General features: G+C 66.3%; 12 protein-coding genes. 5 read left to right on the plus strand and 7 right to left on the minus strand.

Going from position 1 to position 15,230, the window contains the following annotated elements:
• Positions 1 to 94: 94 nt before the first annotated feature.
• Together AC0MRV_RS03115 and AC0MRV_RS03120 are read left to right on the plus strand one after the other, a co-directional pair.
• The gene (locus AC0MRV_RS03115) at positions 95 to 1,750 is read left to right on the plus strand and encodes an RNA polymerase sigma factor (RefSeq protein ID WP_472762967.1); all 1,656 of its coding nucleotides are present in this window, start codon (positions 95 to 97) and stop codon (positions 1,748 to 1,750) included.
• Between the two features lie 44 nt (positions 1,751 to 1,794).
• The gene (locus AC0MRV_RS03120; protein WP_472762968.1) at positions 1,795 to 2,196 is read left to right on the plus strand and encodes a hypothetical protein; all 402 of its coding nucleotides are present in this window, start codon (positions 1,795 to 1,797) and stop codon (positions 2,194 to 2,196) included.
• On the opposite strand, the gene AC0MRV_RS03125 is transcribed toward AC0MRV_RS03120, so the two are convergent.
• A complete protein-coding gene (locus AC0MRV_RS03125; RefSeq protein ID WP_472762969.1) occupies positions 2,168 to 2,686 on the minus strand; it encodes a hypothetical protein in 519 nt (172 codons plus the stop codon). The genes AC0MRV_RS03120 and AC0MRV_RS03125 overlap by 29 nt on opposite strands.
• A gap of 168 nt (positions 2,687 to 2,854) precedes the next feature.
• Here AC0MRV_RS03125 and AC0MRV_RS03130 point away from each other — a divergent pair, with 168 nt between their 5' ends.
• Positions 2,855 to 3,202, plus strand: coding sequence for a PadR family transcriptional regulator (locus tag AC0MRV_RS03130; protein ID WP_472762970.1), 348 nt, complete (start codon positions 2,855 to 2,857; stop codon positions 3,200 to 3,202).
• A 13-nt stretch (positions 3,203 to 3,215) separates the two neighbouring features.
• On the plus strand, positions 3,216 to 5,921 hold the full coding sequence (locus tag AC0MRV_RS03135; RefSeq protein ID WP_472762971.1) for an ABC transporter permease: 2,706 nt from the start codon (positions 3,216 to 3,218) through the stop codon (positions 5,919 to 5,921).
• A gap of 61 nt (positions 5,922 to 5,982) precedes the next feature.
• On the opposite strand, the gene AC0MRV_RS03140 is transcribed toward AC0MRV_RS03135, so the two are convergent.
• From AC0MRV_RS03140 to AC0MRV_RS03160, 5 genes are all read right to left on the minus strand, one after another.
• Positions 5,983 to 6,474, minus strand: coding sequence for an LEA type 2 family protein (locus tag AC0MRV_RS03140; RefSeq protein WP_472762972.1), 492 nt, complete (start codon positions 6,472 to 6,474; stop codon positions 5,983 to 5,985).
• 37 nt (positions 6,475 to 6,511) lie between these two features.
• Positions 6,512 to 8,041, minus strand: coding sequence for an AbgT family transporter (locus AC0MRV_RS03145; protein WP_472762973.1), 1,530 nt, complete (start codon positions 8,039 to 8,041; stop codon positions 6,512 to 6,514).
• 120 nt (positions 8,042 to 8,161) lie between these two features.
• On the minus strand, positions 8,162 to 10,774 hold the full coding sequence (locus AC0MRV_RS03150; protein ID WP_472762974.1) for a CHAT domain-containing protein: 2,613 nt from the start codon (positions 10,772 to 10,774) through the stop codon (positions 8,162 to 8,164).
• A 15-nt stretch (positions 10,775 to 10,789) separates the two neighbouring features.
• Positions 10,790 to 13,489, minus strand: a complete 2,700-nt coding sequence (locus tag AC0MRV_RS03155) for a WD40 repeat domain-containing protein (RefSeq protein WP_472762975.1) — start codon at positions 13,487 to 13,489, stop codon at positions 10,790 to 10,792.
• 81 nt (positions 13,490 to 13,570) lie between these two features.
• Entirely contained in the window at positions 13,571 to 13,837 is a 267-nt protein-coding gene (locus tag AC0MRV_RS03160; protein ID WP_472762976.1) for a hypothetical protein, read from the minus strand.
• 140 nt (positions 13,838 to 13,977) lie between these two features.
• Here AC0MRV_RS03160 and panB point away from each other — a divergent pair, with 140 nt between their 5' ends.
• Positions 13,978 to 14,763 (plus strand): 3-methyl-2-oxobutanoate hydroxymethyltransferase, encoded by a 786-nt coding sequence (gene panB, locus AC0MRV_RS03165; RefSeq protein ID WP_472762977.1) that lies wholly within the window; start codon positions 13,978 to 13,980, stop codon positions 14,761 to 14,763.
• A 10-nt stretch (positions 14,764 to 14,773) separates the two neighbouring features.
• On the opposite strand, the gene AC0MRV_RS03170 is transcribed toward panB, so the two are convergent.
• The gene (locus tag AC0MRV_RS03170) at positions 14,774 to 15,220 is read right to left on the minus strand and encodes a DUF1294 domain-containing protein (protein WP_472762978.1); all 447 of its coding nucleotides are present in this window, start codon (positions 15,218 to 15,220) and stop codon (positions 14,774 to 14,776) included.
• Positions 15,221 to 15,230: the final 10 nt, after the last annotated feature.

A 15,230-nucleotide genomic window follows, 5' to 3' on the forward strand; every position in this document is an offset into this window, starting at 1 on the left:
GAGTATTTCAGGAGGCGGGGACTGCGGCGGCGAAAGTTTTTTCGGAAACTTTGTCACCCCTTGGGGCTTTCCGGGCACGGCATTGTAAGACACGATGAAAACTCCCGACGTCATGGCCCTGATCGAAACCACCCCCGACGCCGATCTCGTCGCGGCTTGCCTCGCCGGCAACCGCTCGGCGTTTGGGCAGATTGTGGAGCGCTACCAGCGCTTGCTCTGCTCGCTGGCCTACTCGGCGACCGGCGATTTGGCGGCGAGCGAGGACGTGGCGCAGGAGACCTTCCTCGCCGCGTGGCTGAAACTCGGAGAACTGCGCGAACCCGAGAAATTGCGGGCCTGGTTGTGCGGCATCCTGCGGTTTAAGATCAGCCACGTTCGGCGCCGCGGTGGCCGCGAGCCGGTGAGCGGCGCGGTCGAGCTCGACGAGGCGCGCGATGTGCCGACGGGGGAGATCGAGGCTGGTGATGCGGCGATGGCGCGCGAGGAGCAGGCGATCATGTGGCATGCCCTGCGCGAGTTGCCGGAAAACTATCGCGAACCCTTGGTGCTCTATTACCGGGAGCACCGCTCCATCGAGCACGTGGCGGTCGATCTCGATCTCACCGAAGATACCGTGAAGCAACGCCTGTCGCGGGGTCGCAAGCTGCTCAAGGAGCGTGCGCTGGCCTTTGTGGAAGGTGCGCTGGAACGCAGTGCGCCGGGCAAGCTCTTCACCGCGGCGGTGATCGCGGCGCTGCCGGCGATGGTGCCCACTACGGCCAAAGCGGCTGGCATCGGTGCGGCGGCGGCCGCCGCCGGCAAGAGTGCGGGCGGCGTGGCGAAGACCACGGCCTTTGCGGCGCTGTTGGCGTCATTCACCGGACTCATCAGTGCAGTGATCACTCTGCGCATGAACCTCGACCAGTCGCGCACGCGGCGCGAGCGGCGCGCGGTGGTCGTGATGACGGCGAGCCTGCTCGGCAGTTTCCTCCTGTTCATCGCGGCGCTGTTTGGCGCCTGGATCACGGCATCACGGCAGCCGGAACATGCGGCGCTCATCGTGGGGTCTACGCAGGGTTTGATCGTCGTGTTTGCGGTGGGCTGGACAGCGCTGTTCCTGCGTCAGCTCAACGGCCTGCGGGAGTTGCGGTCGGCGGAGCGTTTGCGCGAGCCGGACAAGTTTTCCGCGCCGGTCGATCAGGTCGGCTCGAAGGCGGCGGAGTATCGCAGCCGCGCGACCTTCCTTGGCGTGCCGTTGGTGCACCTGCGTTTCACTTTCGATGAAGTGGGGCAACCGCCGGCCTTTGGCTGGATCGCGGGCGGCGACCGTGCGATCGGCCTGCTGTTTGCCTACGGCGGCTGGGCGGTGGGGTTCATGAGCATCGGCGCGGTCAACGTGGGCGTGATCTCGTTTGGCGCGGTGAGCTTCGGTCTGCTCAGTCTCGGGGCGATCTGCGTGGGCGCCAAGGCCCTCGGTGCGATCGCGATCGGTTACGATGCGGTGGCCTCGCTCTCGGCCACGGCGTGGCACACCGCGCAGTCGATCTGCATGGCTTGGTCGAATTGGGTGGCGGTGGCGCCGGTGGCGGTCGCGCCGCACGCCAACGATCTGGTGGCGGAGGCTGCCTTGGCCAATCCGCAGGGCGAACGCGATTGGTTGATCTACTGCATTGTGGTCGTGTTCCTCAGCCTTGTGCCCACCCTGCTTTACGCGAAGGCCGTGCGTCGTCGGGTCGGCCAAGCCGCGGCCGATGCCTCCCGGCGGGCGTGACACCCCGTTTCCCCTCCTCTGTTCCTTCAACCGGAGACCCCATCATGACTACCTTTCTCGCCTCTTTCTCGCCCCTGGTGCTCGGGCAACTCAGCACCGGTGAGCTCATCGTCCTCGCCTCCCTCGTCTTCATCGGCGGCATCGTGTTCTTCGGCATGTGGATGAGCGCGCAGGAAACCAAGCAGAAGCAGGCCACCTTGCGCGAGGCGGTGCGCCTCTGCATCGAGACCGGCAAACCGTTGCCCGAGGGGTTGATCCCGCCGGAGAACGCTTCACCCGAGGTGAAGGCCTACCGCCGGCAACAGCGCGCGCACGTCGAACTGTTTGTCGGGCTGGTGCTGCTCGCCGTGGGTGGAGGCCTCTTCTTCATCGTGCCGAGCATCGCTCCGATGGTGGCCTTCCTCGGCGTGGCGTTCCTCATTGCTTCGTGGTGGGACCGTCGCTGACGGCCACCCCGCGCCGCGGGGAGGGCGGCGTGCTGAGCTGGATGAGTTTGGCAAAGGCCTCGTTCCACGCCGCGTCGGAATCGTTGGTGGCGCGGTGCCCGTCGGTCGTGCCATGACTCACGCGATCGCCGACCTGTTGCAGCCAGGTGCGCAACTGCGCTTCGCACCCGGCAGCCAATCCGCGCAGTTCCAGCAGGTGTTCGTGCCATGACAACAGTGCCGGCTCATCGATCAGGTTGCTGATCAACACCTGAATCTCAGCCACGGTGGCACGGGCCATTTCTAGCCCATCGCGCACCGAACTGTCCTCGGAGGGGGAGACCGCCTGGGCGATCTGTTCGCGAATGAGCCAGGTGTGATCGGCCAGTAGTTCCCAGTCGCGGCCGGACAGCGCCGGCCGCGCATGCCGCAGAAAGGTCGCGCAGCCGCGTTCCAGCACGCGTCCCTGCGTCCAAAGCGGGCATCCTCGCAGGGCTGGGGGAGTTTTCATGGTCAGGAGTGAGTCGAGTCGGTCAGGGCGTCATGCCTTCGTGCTCTTTTTAACGCGGCCGAGGGGCCAAATCTTTCGGGAAAATTTCCCGCGGGGACCAAACGCGCGGCGCGGTCGAGCCGACTTTCCTGTTGACGGCCAACAGAAGTAGTCCTGTTGATTGCCAACATGAGCAACGCGAACGATCGCTTGGATGTGCTGCAGGGCACCTTGGATTTGCTGGTGCTGAAAACGCTGGCGGCGATGGGGCCGCTGCACGGTTACGGCATCGCCCGACGGATCGAGCAGGTCTCCGGCGACCTGCTGGCGCTGAACCAGGGCACACTCTACCCGGCGCTGCTGCGACTCGAGCAGCAGAGCTGGATCTCGTCGGACTGGGGCGTGAGCGAGAACAATCGGCGCGCCCGTTTTTATCAACTCACCCGCCAAGGCGCGCAGCGGCTCGAGGTCGAGGTGGACCGTTGGCAACGCATCAGCGCCGCCGTGAATGCCATCGTGGCCGAACCCAGCAAATAAGGAGGACGGGACCATGACGCTCTTCAACCGCCTGCGAGATTGGAGCCGCCGCCGTGCGCTGCGCCGCCGCCTCGATGAAGAACTCGCCTTTCACCGGGACGAGCTCGCGGCCGAATTCATGCGGCGCGGCCTGCCCTTGGCCGAGGCCCGCCGCCAGGCCGAGCGTGAGCTTGGCAACACGACTCTGGTGCAGGAGGCGCATCGCGAGCGCGCCGGTTTGCCGTGGCTGGAGGAGTGGTTGCGCGATTCGATACTCGCTCTGCGCAACCTGCGCCGGCGTCCCGGTTATGCGGTGACGGTGATCGGCTTGCTCGGCGTCGGCCTCGCGGCGGCGCTGACCGTGTTTGTGCTCACGGACGCCATGCTGCGCCGCGCGCTGCCGGTCCCGCAGCCGGAAGAGCTGCATCTGGTGATGAACACGGATCAGGATCTGGGGCGCTTCTCCCGCGCGACAGCCGATCGCCTGCGCGAGCGTTTGCCGAACGGGGTAATGATTGCCTACGGCGGCGATTCGTCGGTGACGGTGCAACGTGGGGCCGCGCCCGCGAAGTCGGCCCGCGGGCAGTTGGTCGCCGGTGACGCCTTGGGCAACCTCGGCGTGCGCGCCGTGGCGGGTCGGCTGCTGACGCCGGCCGATGATCGCATCGGCGAGGGGCAGCCGGTGATGGTGGTTTCGTATCGCTGGGCGACGCGGGAGTTTGGCTCGGCGACCGCGGCGGTCGGGCAGGAGCTGCAGGTGAACCTGCAGACGGTGCAGATCGTGGGCGTGCTCGACCCTGATTTTCAGGGCTTCGATGTGGTGGACAGCGTCGACCTGTTCATGCCTACGGCGATGCAGCTTCCGCTGCGCATGCAGGGGAATGCCCGGATCTTCGGCAATGACGACCGACCCAACGATCCCGATTGGAACCGCGAAAACCGGGTGAGTTGGCTGACGCTGTTGTTGCGCCTGCCGCGTTCCCTCGCGCCGGAACAGGCGCGCGCTCAACTCATGGCGGCGGTGCAGCCGGATAAGGATGACCTCATCTCCCAGCTCCAAAGTCCGGTCGAACGTGAGGGCGTCGAGCGCCGCACTTGGACGGTGGAACCGGCGCCGGGTGGCTTTTCCTACGACCGCACCCGTTTTGCGGGGACGGGTCGCATGCTTTTCGCTCTGGTCGGCAGTCTGCTGCTGCTCACCTGCGCCAACCTTTCCGGCATCATGCTGGTCCGGACCCTCGCGCGCCATCGGGAGATCGGGGTGCGTTTGTCGCTGGGCGCCGGCACCTGGCGGGCTTGTCGCCTTGCGGTGATCGAAGCGCTGATGGGCGGCTTGCTGGGGGCGGGACTCGGCCTGCTGCTGGCGAGTTGGCTGTTGCCGCAGGCGGCGGATCTGCTGGTGCCCGGTGCGACTCTGAGTCTTGAAATCGCGGGCTGGCAGGAGATCGGCGTGTTGGTGGCCCTGGCGGTGCTCACGAGCTTGGCCTGTGCCTTGGCCCCGGCCTGGTGGATTTCCCGGCTCGAGCCACTGGTGGCGAGCAAGGGCCTGATGGGCGGCGGCCTCATGCCGAAGCGTTTGGGGCGCGTCCTGGTGTCGCTGCAATTGGCGCTGGCCGTGATGCTCGTGGCGGTGGCCATGAGCCTGGCCGAAGAGATCACCACGGTGCTGGAAACGGATCCCGGTTTCGACCGCGAGGAAGTGCTCACGGCGCGCTTCAATCCGAGCACCGCCGGCTACCAGGAGGAGCAGCTCCCGGCGCTCTACAACCGACTGCGCCAAAGCGCGCTCGAAGTGCCGGGGGTGGAGCAGGTGGGACTTTCGATGACCGGCATCCTGGCCGGCAGCCGGTCGCGCAGTGGCATCTTCCCGCGGGGCGAAGGGCTGGACTCACGGGCCGACGATTACCAACAGGACCCGGCGGATATCCATTATCTTGATACGGTGGGACTGCGCTTGCTGCGCGGCCGTTGGTTCAACGCGGGCGACCACGCCGACGCGCCGCAGGTGGCGGTGGTGAGCGAGGCGCTGGCGCGCAAGCTGTGGAACGAGACCGATGTGATCGGTCGTCGTTTCGGCTACAGTTACGAGGCCTCCGACGAGGACATGACAGTGATCGGCGTGGTGGCCGATGCCGGCATCAATCGGGCCCGCGAAGCGGCGACGGAGATCTTTTTCACCGCCGCGGAGCAGACCGGCGCGCCGCTTGGTTTCATGGCGGTGCGGGTGCGCGGCAACGTGAAGGCGCTGCGCGAGAGCCTACGCTCGGCGCTGGCGAGCGCCGAACCGGGTTTGGTTTTCAGTTCCTGGCTCACGCTGGAGGAACGGCGCGAAGGCAACCTGCGCAGTGAGATCGCCTCGTCGCGGCTGGCGATGGTGGTGGCCGGCGTGGCGCTGGCCTTGGCCGCCTTTGGCGTCGGCGGTGCGCTGGCCCATATCGTTGCCCTGCGCCAACGCGAACTCGCGGTGCGGGCGGCCCTCGGCGCGACCCCGGCACGGTTGCGCGGCGACGTCCTGGGCGACAGCCTGCGCCTCGGTCTGTGGGGCGTGGGCGGTGGCCTGGTGCTGGTCGGCCTCGCGGCGGTCGGCGTGCCCCTCATCGGTTGGTGGAACGCGAAGCCGCAATGGACGGTGGCGCTGCTGGCGGCGGCCTTTGGTCTGGGCGCGGCGCTGCTCGGCGGCTGGTGGCCGGCGCGACGGGCGTCACGCGTGGACCCGCAACGCATGCTGAAGGCGGAGTGAAAATGAAAACGGCGACCCATGCGCGGGTCGCCGTTTCTGCGGGAAGAGATTGACCTGCGGATCAGTCGTCGAGGTTGAGGAGGTGGGGGTTGACTTGGATGGAGCCGTTGCTGGTCGAGGTGCTGCGCATCTCGTTTTCGCCGGAAAACACGGTCACGCGGGCCTTGAGGTCGTAGTTGAGCGCGCCGGTGCGGAGGGCGTCCTTCAGCCGGGCGGCCGTGGCGGCGTCGGCGATGGTGAAGGTCACATCGAGTGTGTTGCTGCTCAGGGCCTGGGTGGCGACGGGCTTGGTGTCGTTGATCGTGCCGACCTTGATGCCGTTGAGGGTGAGCTCGAGGCGCATGCCCCGGATGCCGATGGGACGGATGGTTTCGTTGTGCACGCGCATCGTGACCACCATGTCGGCCTGGCCGCCGCTCTGCTCGAAGGAACGGATGCCGTCGGCTTGCACGACGAGTCCGGAAAGTTCAATCGGACCGACATTGCAGCCGGCGAGCAACAGACCGCTGAGGGCGGTCAGAAAGGTAAAGCAGATACGCAGAGGAGAGGTCATGGTGGAAAAGGTGGCGGGGAGCGTGAGGAATGTCGGCTCAGAGGTAAAGCGGCGCGCTCGGGCCCAGAGGCAGGCCGGTGAGCATCCAGATGACCAACAGAATGGTCCACGCAATCATGAACGCGAAGGAATAGGGCAACATCGTCGCGATGATCGTGCCCATGCCCATGTTGGTGTCGTATTTACGCGCGAAGGTGATGATGAGCGGGAAGTAGGCCATGAGCGGCGTGATGACGTTGGTCACCGAGTCGCCCACGCGGTAGGCGGCCTGCACGAGCTCGGGCGAGAAACCGAGCAGCATGAACATGGGCACAAAGATCGGCGCGATGAGCGCCCACTTGGCCGAGGCGCTGCCGACCAGCATGTTGATGATGGCGGCGAGAATGACCAAACCGATCATCATCGGGATGGGCCATTGATCAAGGCCGATGGCCTGGAGTGCGCCGGCGCCTTTGACCGCGAAGATAAGGCCGAGTTTGGTCCAGTTGAAGTAGGCGATGAACTGGGCGGCAAAGAAGGCCAACACGAGGTAGGCGCCGAGGGTGCCCATGGCGTCGTTCATGGCGCCGACCACGTCGCGGTCGGACTTGAGGGTTTTGGCGCCGAGGCCGTAGGCGATGCCGCTGCCGAATCCGATGACGAAGAGGAAGGGCACGAGGTAGCTGAACGGCAGCGCTCGCATCTTGAGGTCGGGGTAGGCCGGGTTGCGCAGGTAACCGCCCTCCGGCACAATGCCGCCGACGAGGAAGGCGACCGTTGCGATGGCGAAAATGGCGGTGAACCAGAGCCCGCGTTTCTCGGCGGCGGAGAGCGGGGTGAGTTCCTCGGGCTTCACGCCGCCGGTGTAGGCGCCGAGGCGGGGTTCGACGATGCGGTGCGTGACCCAGGTGCCGGCGCCGACGACGACGAAAGTGGAGACGAAGATGAAGTAGTAGTTGGCGAGGCCGGTGACGTTGTAATCCGGATTGAGCAGATGGGCGGCCTCAGTGGTGAGGCCGGCGAGGATCACATCGATCGCGCTGATCAGGAGGTTGGCCGAGAATCCACCCGAAACCCCGGCAAACCCGGCGGCGAGTCCGGCCAGCGGATGCCGACCGACGGCATGAAAGATGGTGGCGGCGAGGGGGATGAGGAGCACGTAGCCAACGTCGGCGCCGAGGTTGGACATGACGCCGGCGAAGACGACGATCGGCGTGACCCAGGTGCGCGGGGTGGTGAGCACGAGGGCGCGCACGGCGGCGCCGATGAGGCCTGCCTTTTCCGCCACGGCGATGCCGAGCAGGCAGACGATGACCACGCCCAGCGGGTGGAAGGTGACGAAGACGTGCACGGTCTCGCGGACGATTTTCTGGAAGCCCTCCAGGTTGAGCAGACTGACGGCCGAGATCGTTTCACCGGTGGCGGGGTGGGCGACCGCGAGGCCCATGCCCTGGGCGATGGCGGAAGCCACGAGGGTGCCGAGGGCGAGGATGGCGAAAAGTGTGGCGGGTTCCGGGAGGGCGTTGCCCACGCGCTCGACGGTGCCGAGGATGCGCGAAAGCAAGCGGGGCGGGTTGGATTCAGGCATGCGACGACGAAACCGCTCTCCGGTCCCGGCGCGAGCCTAAGCGACACAAAACCGTCCGATCACAGAACCACCTCGCACAGATCCGCGTTTGTCACGTCGGACGTGACAAGTGGGGTTGGGTCACGGGGTGGGGGCGAGGAGTTCGCGGCCGCCGTAGAGGTTGAAGGGGGCCCAGTATTGGGGGTGGCGGTAGCCTTGGAGTTTGCCGGCGATCATGTCGCGTTTGACCTGGGCGATGGCGAGGTCGCTGGGCACGTCTTCATTGAGGTGCAGCTCGTAGTAGCGGCGCATGAAGTAGACCGTGCTGTAGTCCGAGACCGGCCAGAGCGAGGCCAGCACGTTGTCGGCGCCGGCCTTCAGCAGGGAGCCGGTGAGGCCCACCACCCCCTCGCCGGCGATGATGGCGCCGAGGCCGGTTTCGCAGGCGGAGAAGGTCACGAGCTCGGCGCGCAGCGGGAGCTGTTCGAACTCGGTGACCTGCAGCCGGCCGTCGCGCTCGGCGGGCATGTCCTTGGTGATCTCGCCTTCCCAGGAGAGCAGGATGCAGGAGAGATCCGGCATGGTGGGGACGGCCGAGCCGTGCACCGCAAAGTGAAGCACGCGGGCCTCCTGTAGCTCGCCGCGGGCGGCCATCTCGCGAATGTTTTTTTCCGATACGTTGCGCCCGGTGATGACGCGGGAGCCGGGCAGCAGTTCGCTGAGCAGTTCCACCTCGGCCTGGGTGCCGGCGAGGTTGGTGGCGGGACCGCGGGCCCAACCGGCGTAGGGGCTGCGGGCGCCGTCGATCTGGGCGGCACGCACGGCGGTGACGGCGGCGAGCTCGGTTTTGATCTGCGGCGCGGACGCCATGACCTGAGTGTAGTTGCGCGGATCGTAGACCGCGCCACCGAAACCGAGGAAGGATCGCTGGTAGGTGGCCGCGGGGCGTTCGGCGAGTTCGAGGGTGGTGAGAACCGATGGCGTGAGCGAAACGGCGTGCGTCTCGACCAGCAGGCGACCCTTCAGGTCCATCAACGCGTCGAAAGGCACGTAGGCCAGCAGGCCGTTGGGCGAGACCAGGAGCCGGGTGCGTTCGCCGAGCTGATCGAGCACCGGCCGCATGAGGGTGTAGTGCAGGATCTTGGCGGTGGTGAGGTAGTGGGGGAACAGGGCCTGAACCTCGGCCGGTTCGCAGTAGATCGTCTCGCGGAAGTAGGCGACGAGTCCGGCCAACCCGATCTCGTCGCTGAGGTCGTATCGGGTGGCGTCGACGTCGCGGCGTTGTGCGGCGAGCACGTCTTCCTTGGGCAGCAGGCTCAGCAGCTCGGGCAGCTCGGCCAAGGGCAGCCGGATGGCCTGCAGGTCGTCGGAGGTGAGGACAAAGGCGACCGGGTCGGTCTTGGACCAATCGGCGTTGGCGTAGGAAACCACGGCGATGTCGGCGGGCAGGCGGGCTTGCATGTCGCGCAGGGCGGCGACGCGGTGGACGATGGTTTCGATGCCGACCTGTTGGCCGGCGATGGCATCACGCAGGTTGCGCGCTTTTAGGGCTTCGCTGGCGGCGAGGGCTTCCCGGGGCTGCCCGTTGCGCAGGTAGGTTTCGAGCAGCCAGCGGTAGTGGTCGGACTGGAGGGCGAGCAGGCGTTGCCGGTCCTCGGGCGTGGCGGTGAGCCGCATCGTCTCCACTTGTTCAATACCAAGATTCAACAGATCGATGGCGGTGGCGTAATCTTCCTCCTTCATCGAGATTTCGCCGGCCAGGGCGAGGGTCTCGACGTGCAGGTCGGGAATCTGCCCCTCCTGGCTGCGGAGCATCGCCCCCATGATGGCAATGCGCGCGCTGAACACGTCGTCGCGGGCCAGGGCGAGGCGGCAGAGACCAAAAAAGGCGCGGACCTGTTCGCGGGGCGACTCGAGCTTGCGGGCGAGCTCGAGGGCGGCGTCAAATTTCTCCTTGGCGTCGGCGAGGTCGCCGCGGCGGCGATCGACCTCGGCGTAGAGCAGCAGGCTTTGGGTCACCGGGACGTCACCTTTCTTGACCCAATCGGCCGGCTCACGGCGGCGACTGGAACGAACGCGGCGCAGGTCGGTGGAAAACGCGCCGCGGGCGAGTTTGTTGGCGTCGTCGAGGTCGTTGAGTCCGAGGCGGCAGGCGGCGCGTTCGCGGTTGAAGGCGGCGATCTGTTCGGCGTCGGTGACGAGCTCTTCGAGAATGGGCTCGGCTTGATCGTAGAACTGCAAGGCGCCGGCGAGGTCGCCCCAGGCGCGGCGCAGGCGGGCGTCGAGCTGGAGGCGTTGCAGTTCCCAGGCGCGGGGGGTGGTGTCGGCGGTGGGACCGAGCGCGCGCCAGGCGTTGAGGTCGGCGGTGGCGGCGATGACCTGGCCGGCGCGCAGATGGACGTTGAAAGCGACGAGGTGGTAGGGGCGTTCGTCGGGCTCGGCGGCGCGGTGGTCGCGGGCGATCGCGAGGGCGCGCAAGGCCTCGTCGTGGCGGCCGAGACGGGAGCTGAGACTGGCGAGCTGGCGGCCGAGGAAGGCGCGATTGTCGTCGGTGGCGGCGAGTTCGAGCGCCTGTTGATAGTGGGGCAGGGCGCGTTCGAGCAGGTTCTGCGACTCCAATCGATAACCCGCGCTGAACGCCGCCATGGCGGCGCTCTGCGTGATCGTCTCCTGCGCGGGGAGCAGGGACGCTAGGCCAAGGACGGCGGCGGCGGTGAGGGCGGCGCACCGGGCGGGTGAGCGGAGGGCGTGCATGCCACGAACCTCCGTTTATTTCGGCATCTGGGAGTAGGCGTAGCGGGCCCACTCGAGGAACTGCTTGTCGTTCTTTTTGTTGGGGTCGACCTGCATCCACATGTTGGCGACGGCGACGGCCATCTTCCAGTCCTTGATCTCGTAGGCGATGGAGAAGGCATTGGGGAGGATGCCGAGCTGCTGGTCCTTGGTGCGACAGACGTCCAGTGCCTTGATGTTCAGGTCGAGTGCGGCGCGTTTGTGGCCGGCCTGATATTTTTGGTTGGCGATCAGGGCGTAGGCATCGATGCGCAGCGCGGTGTTGGGGCGGTCTTTGGGACGAATGAGGTCGAGCTCGTCGATGGCGGCGAGGGTGCCCTCAAGGTTGCCCGATCGGCGGGCGCTCTGCATCTGTCTCCACTGGTAGAGGTAGCGCAGGTCGCTGGAGGACGGATAAACCTGCAGGCCTTCCTCAAGCAGACGGTTGGACTCGTCGAGACGGTCGACGCTGAGCAGGGCGGACACCGTGCCGTAGTAGACGGACATGGTGGTGAAACCTTCTTCAATCGCCTGCAGGCCGGTCGTCACCGCGTCCTTGTGTTGGTCCGCTTTGTTGAGTTCACGGATACGATCGGCGATGTGGCCGGCGACGGAATTGACGAGCGTTTTGCGGCGGCCGAGGCGGTCGATGAGTTCACCCTGTTCGGCGAGGGTTTGGCGGGCGAACGCTTCGCGTTCGTCGTCCTTGTATTTGTAGAGCTCACGCAAGCTGGTGATGGCCGGCCGCAGCGTGTTTTCGGTCGCGAGGGCCGCGGCGAGGGCCTCTGTGTCGATGACGGGGTCGGCGCCGACCACGGTGGCGAGGTGTTCGCCGGTGGCCACGTTCCAGCGGTGGAGTGAATCAGCGCCGAGGGCGGCGGAAAAGAGGACGTCGCCCTCGATGCCCACGGCGACACCGGCGGGGCCGGTCGGCACCACGTAGCGCTGAAGCAACTCCAGGGTTTCGTAGTTCCAGATTCGGATCACGCCGTTGCGCGCGGCGGCAAGCACGCGCGGGCTTTCCCCGGGCAGGAAGGTGACGAAGTGATAAGGCTGGTTGTCGATCGTAAGCTGCTGGCGGGTGGTGTCGTCACCGCCCACCGGGAACACCACGACTTCACCGGTATCGAGGCAGAAGGCGAGGTGGCTGGCGTCGTCGTCGAAGGCGATATCGGTGACCGGCCCGCGATAGGCCTGCAGGTAGAACTTGGAACTCAGCTTTTCGTCGGTGCTGTCCTCCTGCTGGGGCATGCCGATAATCACGACGCCGTCATAGGTGCGTTCGCCGTTGCCGAGATTGTCGGTGCCGGAGAAGCCGTAGCCGACGAGGCGGCCGTCGGCAGACATGGCGGCGGCGGTGATGTTGCTCGAGCCCCGGGCGGTGACCTTGGTGTCGAGGTTGCCGCGGGTGAAGCCAGGGATGTGGGCCCAGGCCTGGGCAAAGCGGTCGACGGTCGCGGCCGTGGCGAGGGCGCCGGTGAGGTTGGCGCTGGCGGTGTTGTCGCGCAGGTAGGGTTCATCTTCGAGCATGACGTCCCAACGGAACAGGCCCTTGGTGGTGAACACCATGAGCCGGTCCTCGAAGTCGAAGGCCAGTCCGCGGACATCGCCTTCGAAAGATTGGGTGGCGATGACGGCGTCGTCCGTTGTCGAGCGCACCATCACGGTCTGCAGGTCCGGACAATAGGCGTAGCGCACGCCGTCGTGGCTGACCGCGAGTTCGTCGCAGGCCAGGTCGACCGAGTTCGCGGTGGCTTCGCCGAACCAGCGGGCGAAGCAGGCTTTCCAGTCAATGAGGCGGAAGGCGGCGTCTGACTCGCGATCGCGGCGGATGAGTTCCTGCCGCAGGGCGAAACCCATGCGGCCAATCGTGACCTCGCTGAAGTCCGGCGGCGGCTCCTTCGCGAGCTCGGCCTTGATCTGCACGCTGGACATGTTGCCCAGCGATTCGGCGAACTCCTGCAGGAGCTCGAGGGTCTTGTCGCGGATGGCGGCGATCTCGGAGTCGGAGCGACCGTCCTTGCGCAGGGGAATGAAGTAGTGCTCCGCGAGGATGCCGAGTCCCTCGTCGATGCCGGCCGACTCGGCGATGAAGCGCTCGTCCCGCTCCAAAGGTGACAGCCCGCGCCCGCTGACCCAGTTCTTGTCGCTCAAGTTGAGGCCTTGGAAAAAGAAGATGTTGGGACCGCCGCCGGCGACGATGCGCTGGCTGATGCTTTGATGGAGGTCGCGCAGGGTGGGTTTGAAGTCCTCGGCCTGTTCCATGAGGTTCACCGCCTTGGCTCCGGCCATCATGCGCGCCATGGGGTTGGCACGGTTGGCCTGTTCCTGGAACTTGGTGCCTTCGGTCAGGGGCGGGATGGCGGCTTCGAAGAGGCCGATCAGATTCCGGTGGTAGTCCTGAATGTCCTGACCGAAGTCCTCGATCTCATCCTCATTGCGCGCATCGAGGAAGGCCTCGACGCGATCCATGGCGTCGTTGAGCTGCACCACCGACATTTCGATGATCTGATTGGGCAGCTCGGAATTGGCGGCGCGGAAGGCGGCGATCACCGCCTGGAGGTCGCGCCAGTAGGCGATTTCCTCGGCGGTGGCGGGGGTGGGTTCGGCGGCGTCCTCTTGGGCGGACAGCCCGAATGGGACGGTGGCGATCGCGACAAAGGCGAGCAGGCGTGAAAGGCGAGGCGAGCGGATCATGCCGCTTAGACTAGCCGAGCGCACCGAATCTGGGGATACGCCAACTTGCGTAGGCTTCCCTGGCGCGAGCTACACCGCGACTCAGAAGCTCGAGATCGCCTGCGCGCTCTCCATCACAAACCAGGTGCACATGGCGGTGATGGCGACCACGGCGAGGGTCTTGACGAAGCGTTGGCGCTTGAGGCGAGCGTCGTGAGCGTCGGTGTAACGATGGCGCGAGGTGCAGGCGGAGCCGTTGAAAAAGCTCACGAATCCGGCATTGCGGACGGGGCTGCGGAACGAACGCCGTTCGTCGATCAGTCCGAGGCGGACTGGGGGTCGACGAAAGAGGTTCTTGAGCGCGCGCATCGGTAATAAAGCGATTCGGTATTTTGTGACGCATCTCAAGGGGAAACTGGGGCTTCGAGCGGGATTGACGCGAATTTAGCGAACGCGGTGCGATGAGATGAAGGTTGCGACCGGCGTGAGCTTGGGTTGGCTGCGCCAAGATGGCTTCCGCTAAACCCACTCCGCACACGTTGCGCCGCCGCAAGAACGGCGAGCCGATCGTCGCGGTCACGGCCTATGACGCCGTGATGGCGCACTATGCGGGCCAGGCGGGCGTGGACATCATTCTTGTTGGCGACTCGGTCGGCAACACGGTGCTCGGACTGCCGGGCACCGTGCCGGTCACACTCGACATGATGGTGCACCACAGCGCGGCGGTGGTGCGGGCGAATCCGCCGGCGCTGATCGCGGCCGACGTGCCGTTTGGCGAGGCGCACTTTGATTTCCGGCGGGTGTTGATGAGTTGCCAACGCCTGATGCAGGAGGCGGGGGTCGATGCCGTGAAGATCGAGGGCGGCCGCAAGCTCGCGCCGAAGATCGCGCGGCTGGTCGACGCGGGCGTGCCGGTGTGGGGACACATTGGGCTGATGCCGCAACAGGTGAAGCAGCTCGGTCGCTACAAGAAATACGGGGTCAACGATGCCGAAACCGCCGGCCTGGTGGCCGACGCGCAGGCGCTCGAGGCGGCGGGGTGTTTTGCGCTCTTGCTCGAGATGGTGAAACCCGAGGCGGCCAAGGTGGTGACGGCCGCGGTGGGGATTCCGGTGATCGGCATCGGCGCGGGCGCGGATTGTGACGGCCAGATTCTGGTGTTTACCGATGTGCTGGGACTCACGCCCGGCTACGTGCCCGGTTTTGTGCAGACCTTTGCCGATGCCGGCGCGGTGTTTCAGCAGGGCTTGAGTGACTACGCGTCGGCGGTGCGGTCGAAGCGTTTTCCGCGGTGAGGCGAAGGATTTAGCCGAGCGCGAGGAGCACGCGGCGGGTGAGGGGCCAGCCGAGCACGTAGTCGAGGGTGACGAGCTCGTGGAGGGCGACGATGAGCCAAAAGACCGCTTGGTAGCTACGCTTGGCGGACTTGTGTCGCAGCGCGCGTTGGGCGAGCAGGGCCGCCGGCCACCCGCCGGCCAGTTCGAGCAGATGCAGGGTGGCTTCGGCGATGCGAGGGCCGTCCTTTTCGGCCCGCCGTTTGTCGAGCCGGTAGAGGAGGAAGGTGAGGAGGTTGAGCGTGCCGAAGAAACCGGCGAGCCAGCGCCAGTTGATTGTGCCGCTCAACTGGACCAACGCGCCGACCGGGGCGATTGCGAGGAGGATGAGGATGAGCCACGTGCGCCGCCGCGGCCAACGCAGGCGCGCTGGCGGAGGCGGCGGGGTGGCGGGAGAGGGGGTGGCGTGGTCGGGCATGGTCGGGAGA

This window comes from Actomonas spartinae, assembly GCF_051209155.1.
GTDB lineage: Bacteria > Verrucomicrobiota > Verrucomicrobiia > Opitutales > Opitutaceae > Actomonas.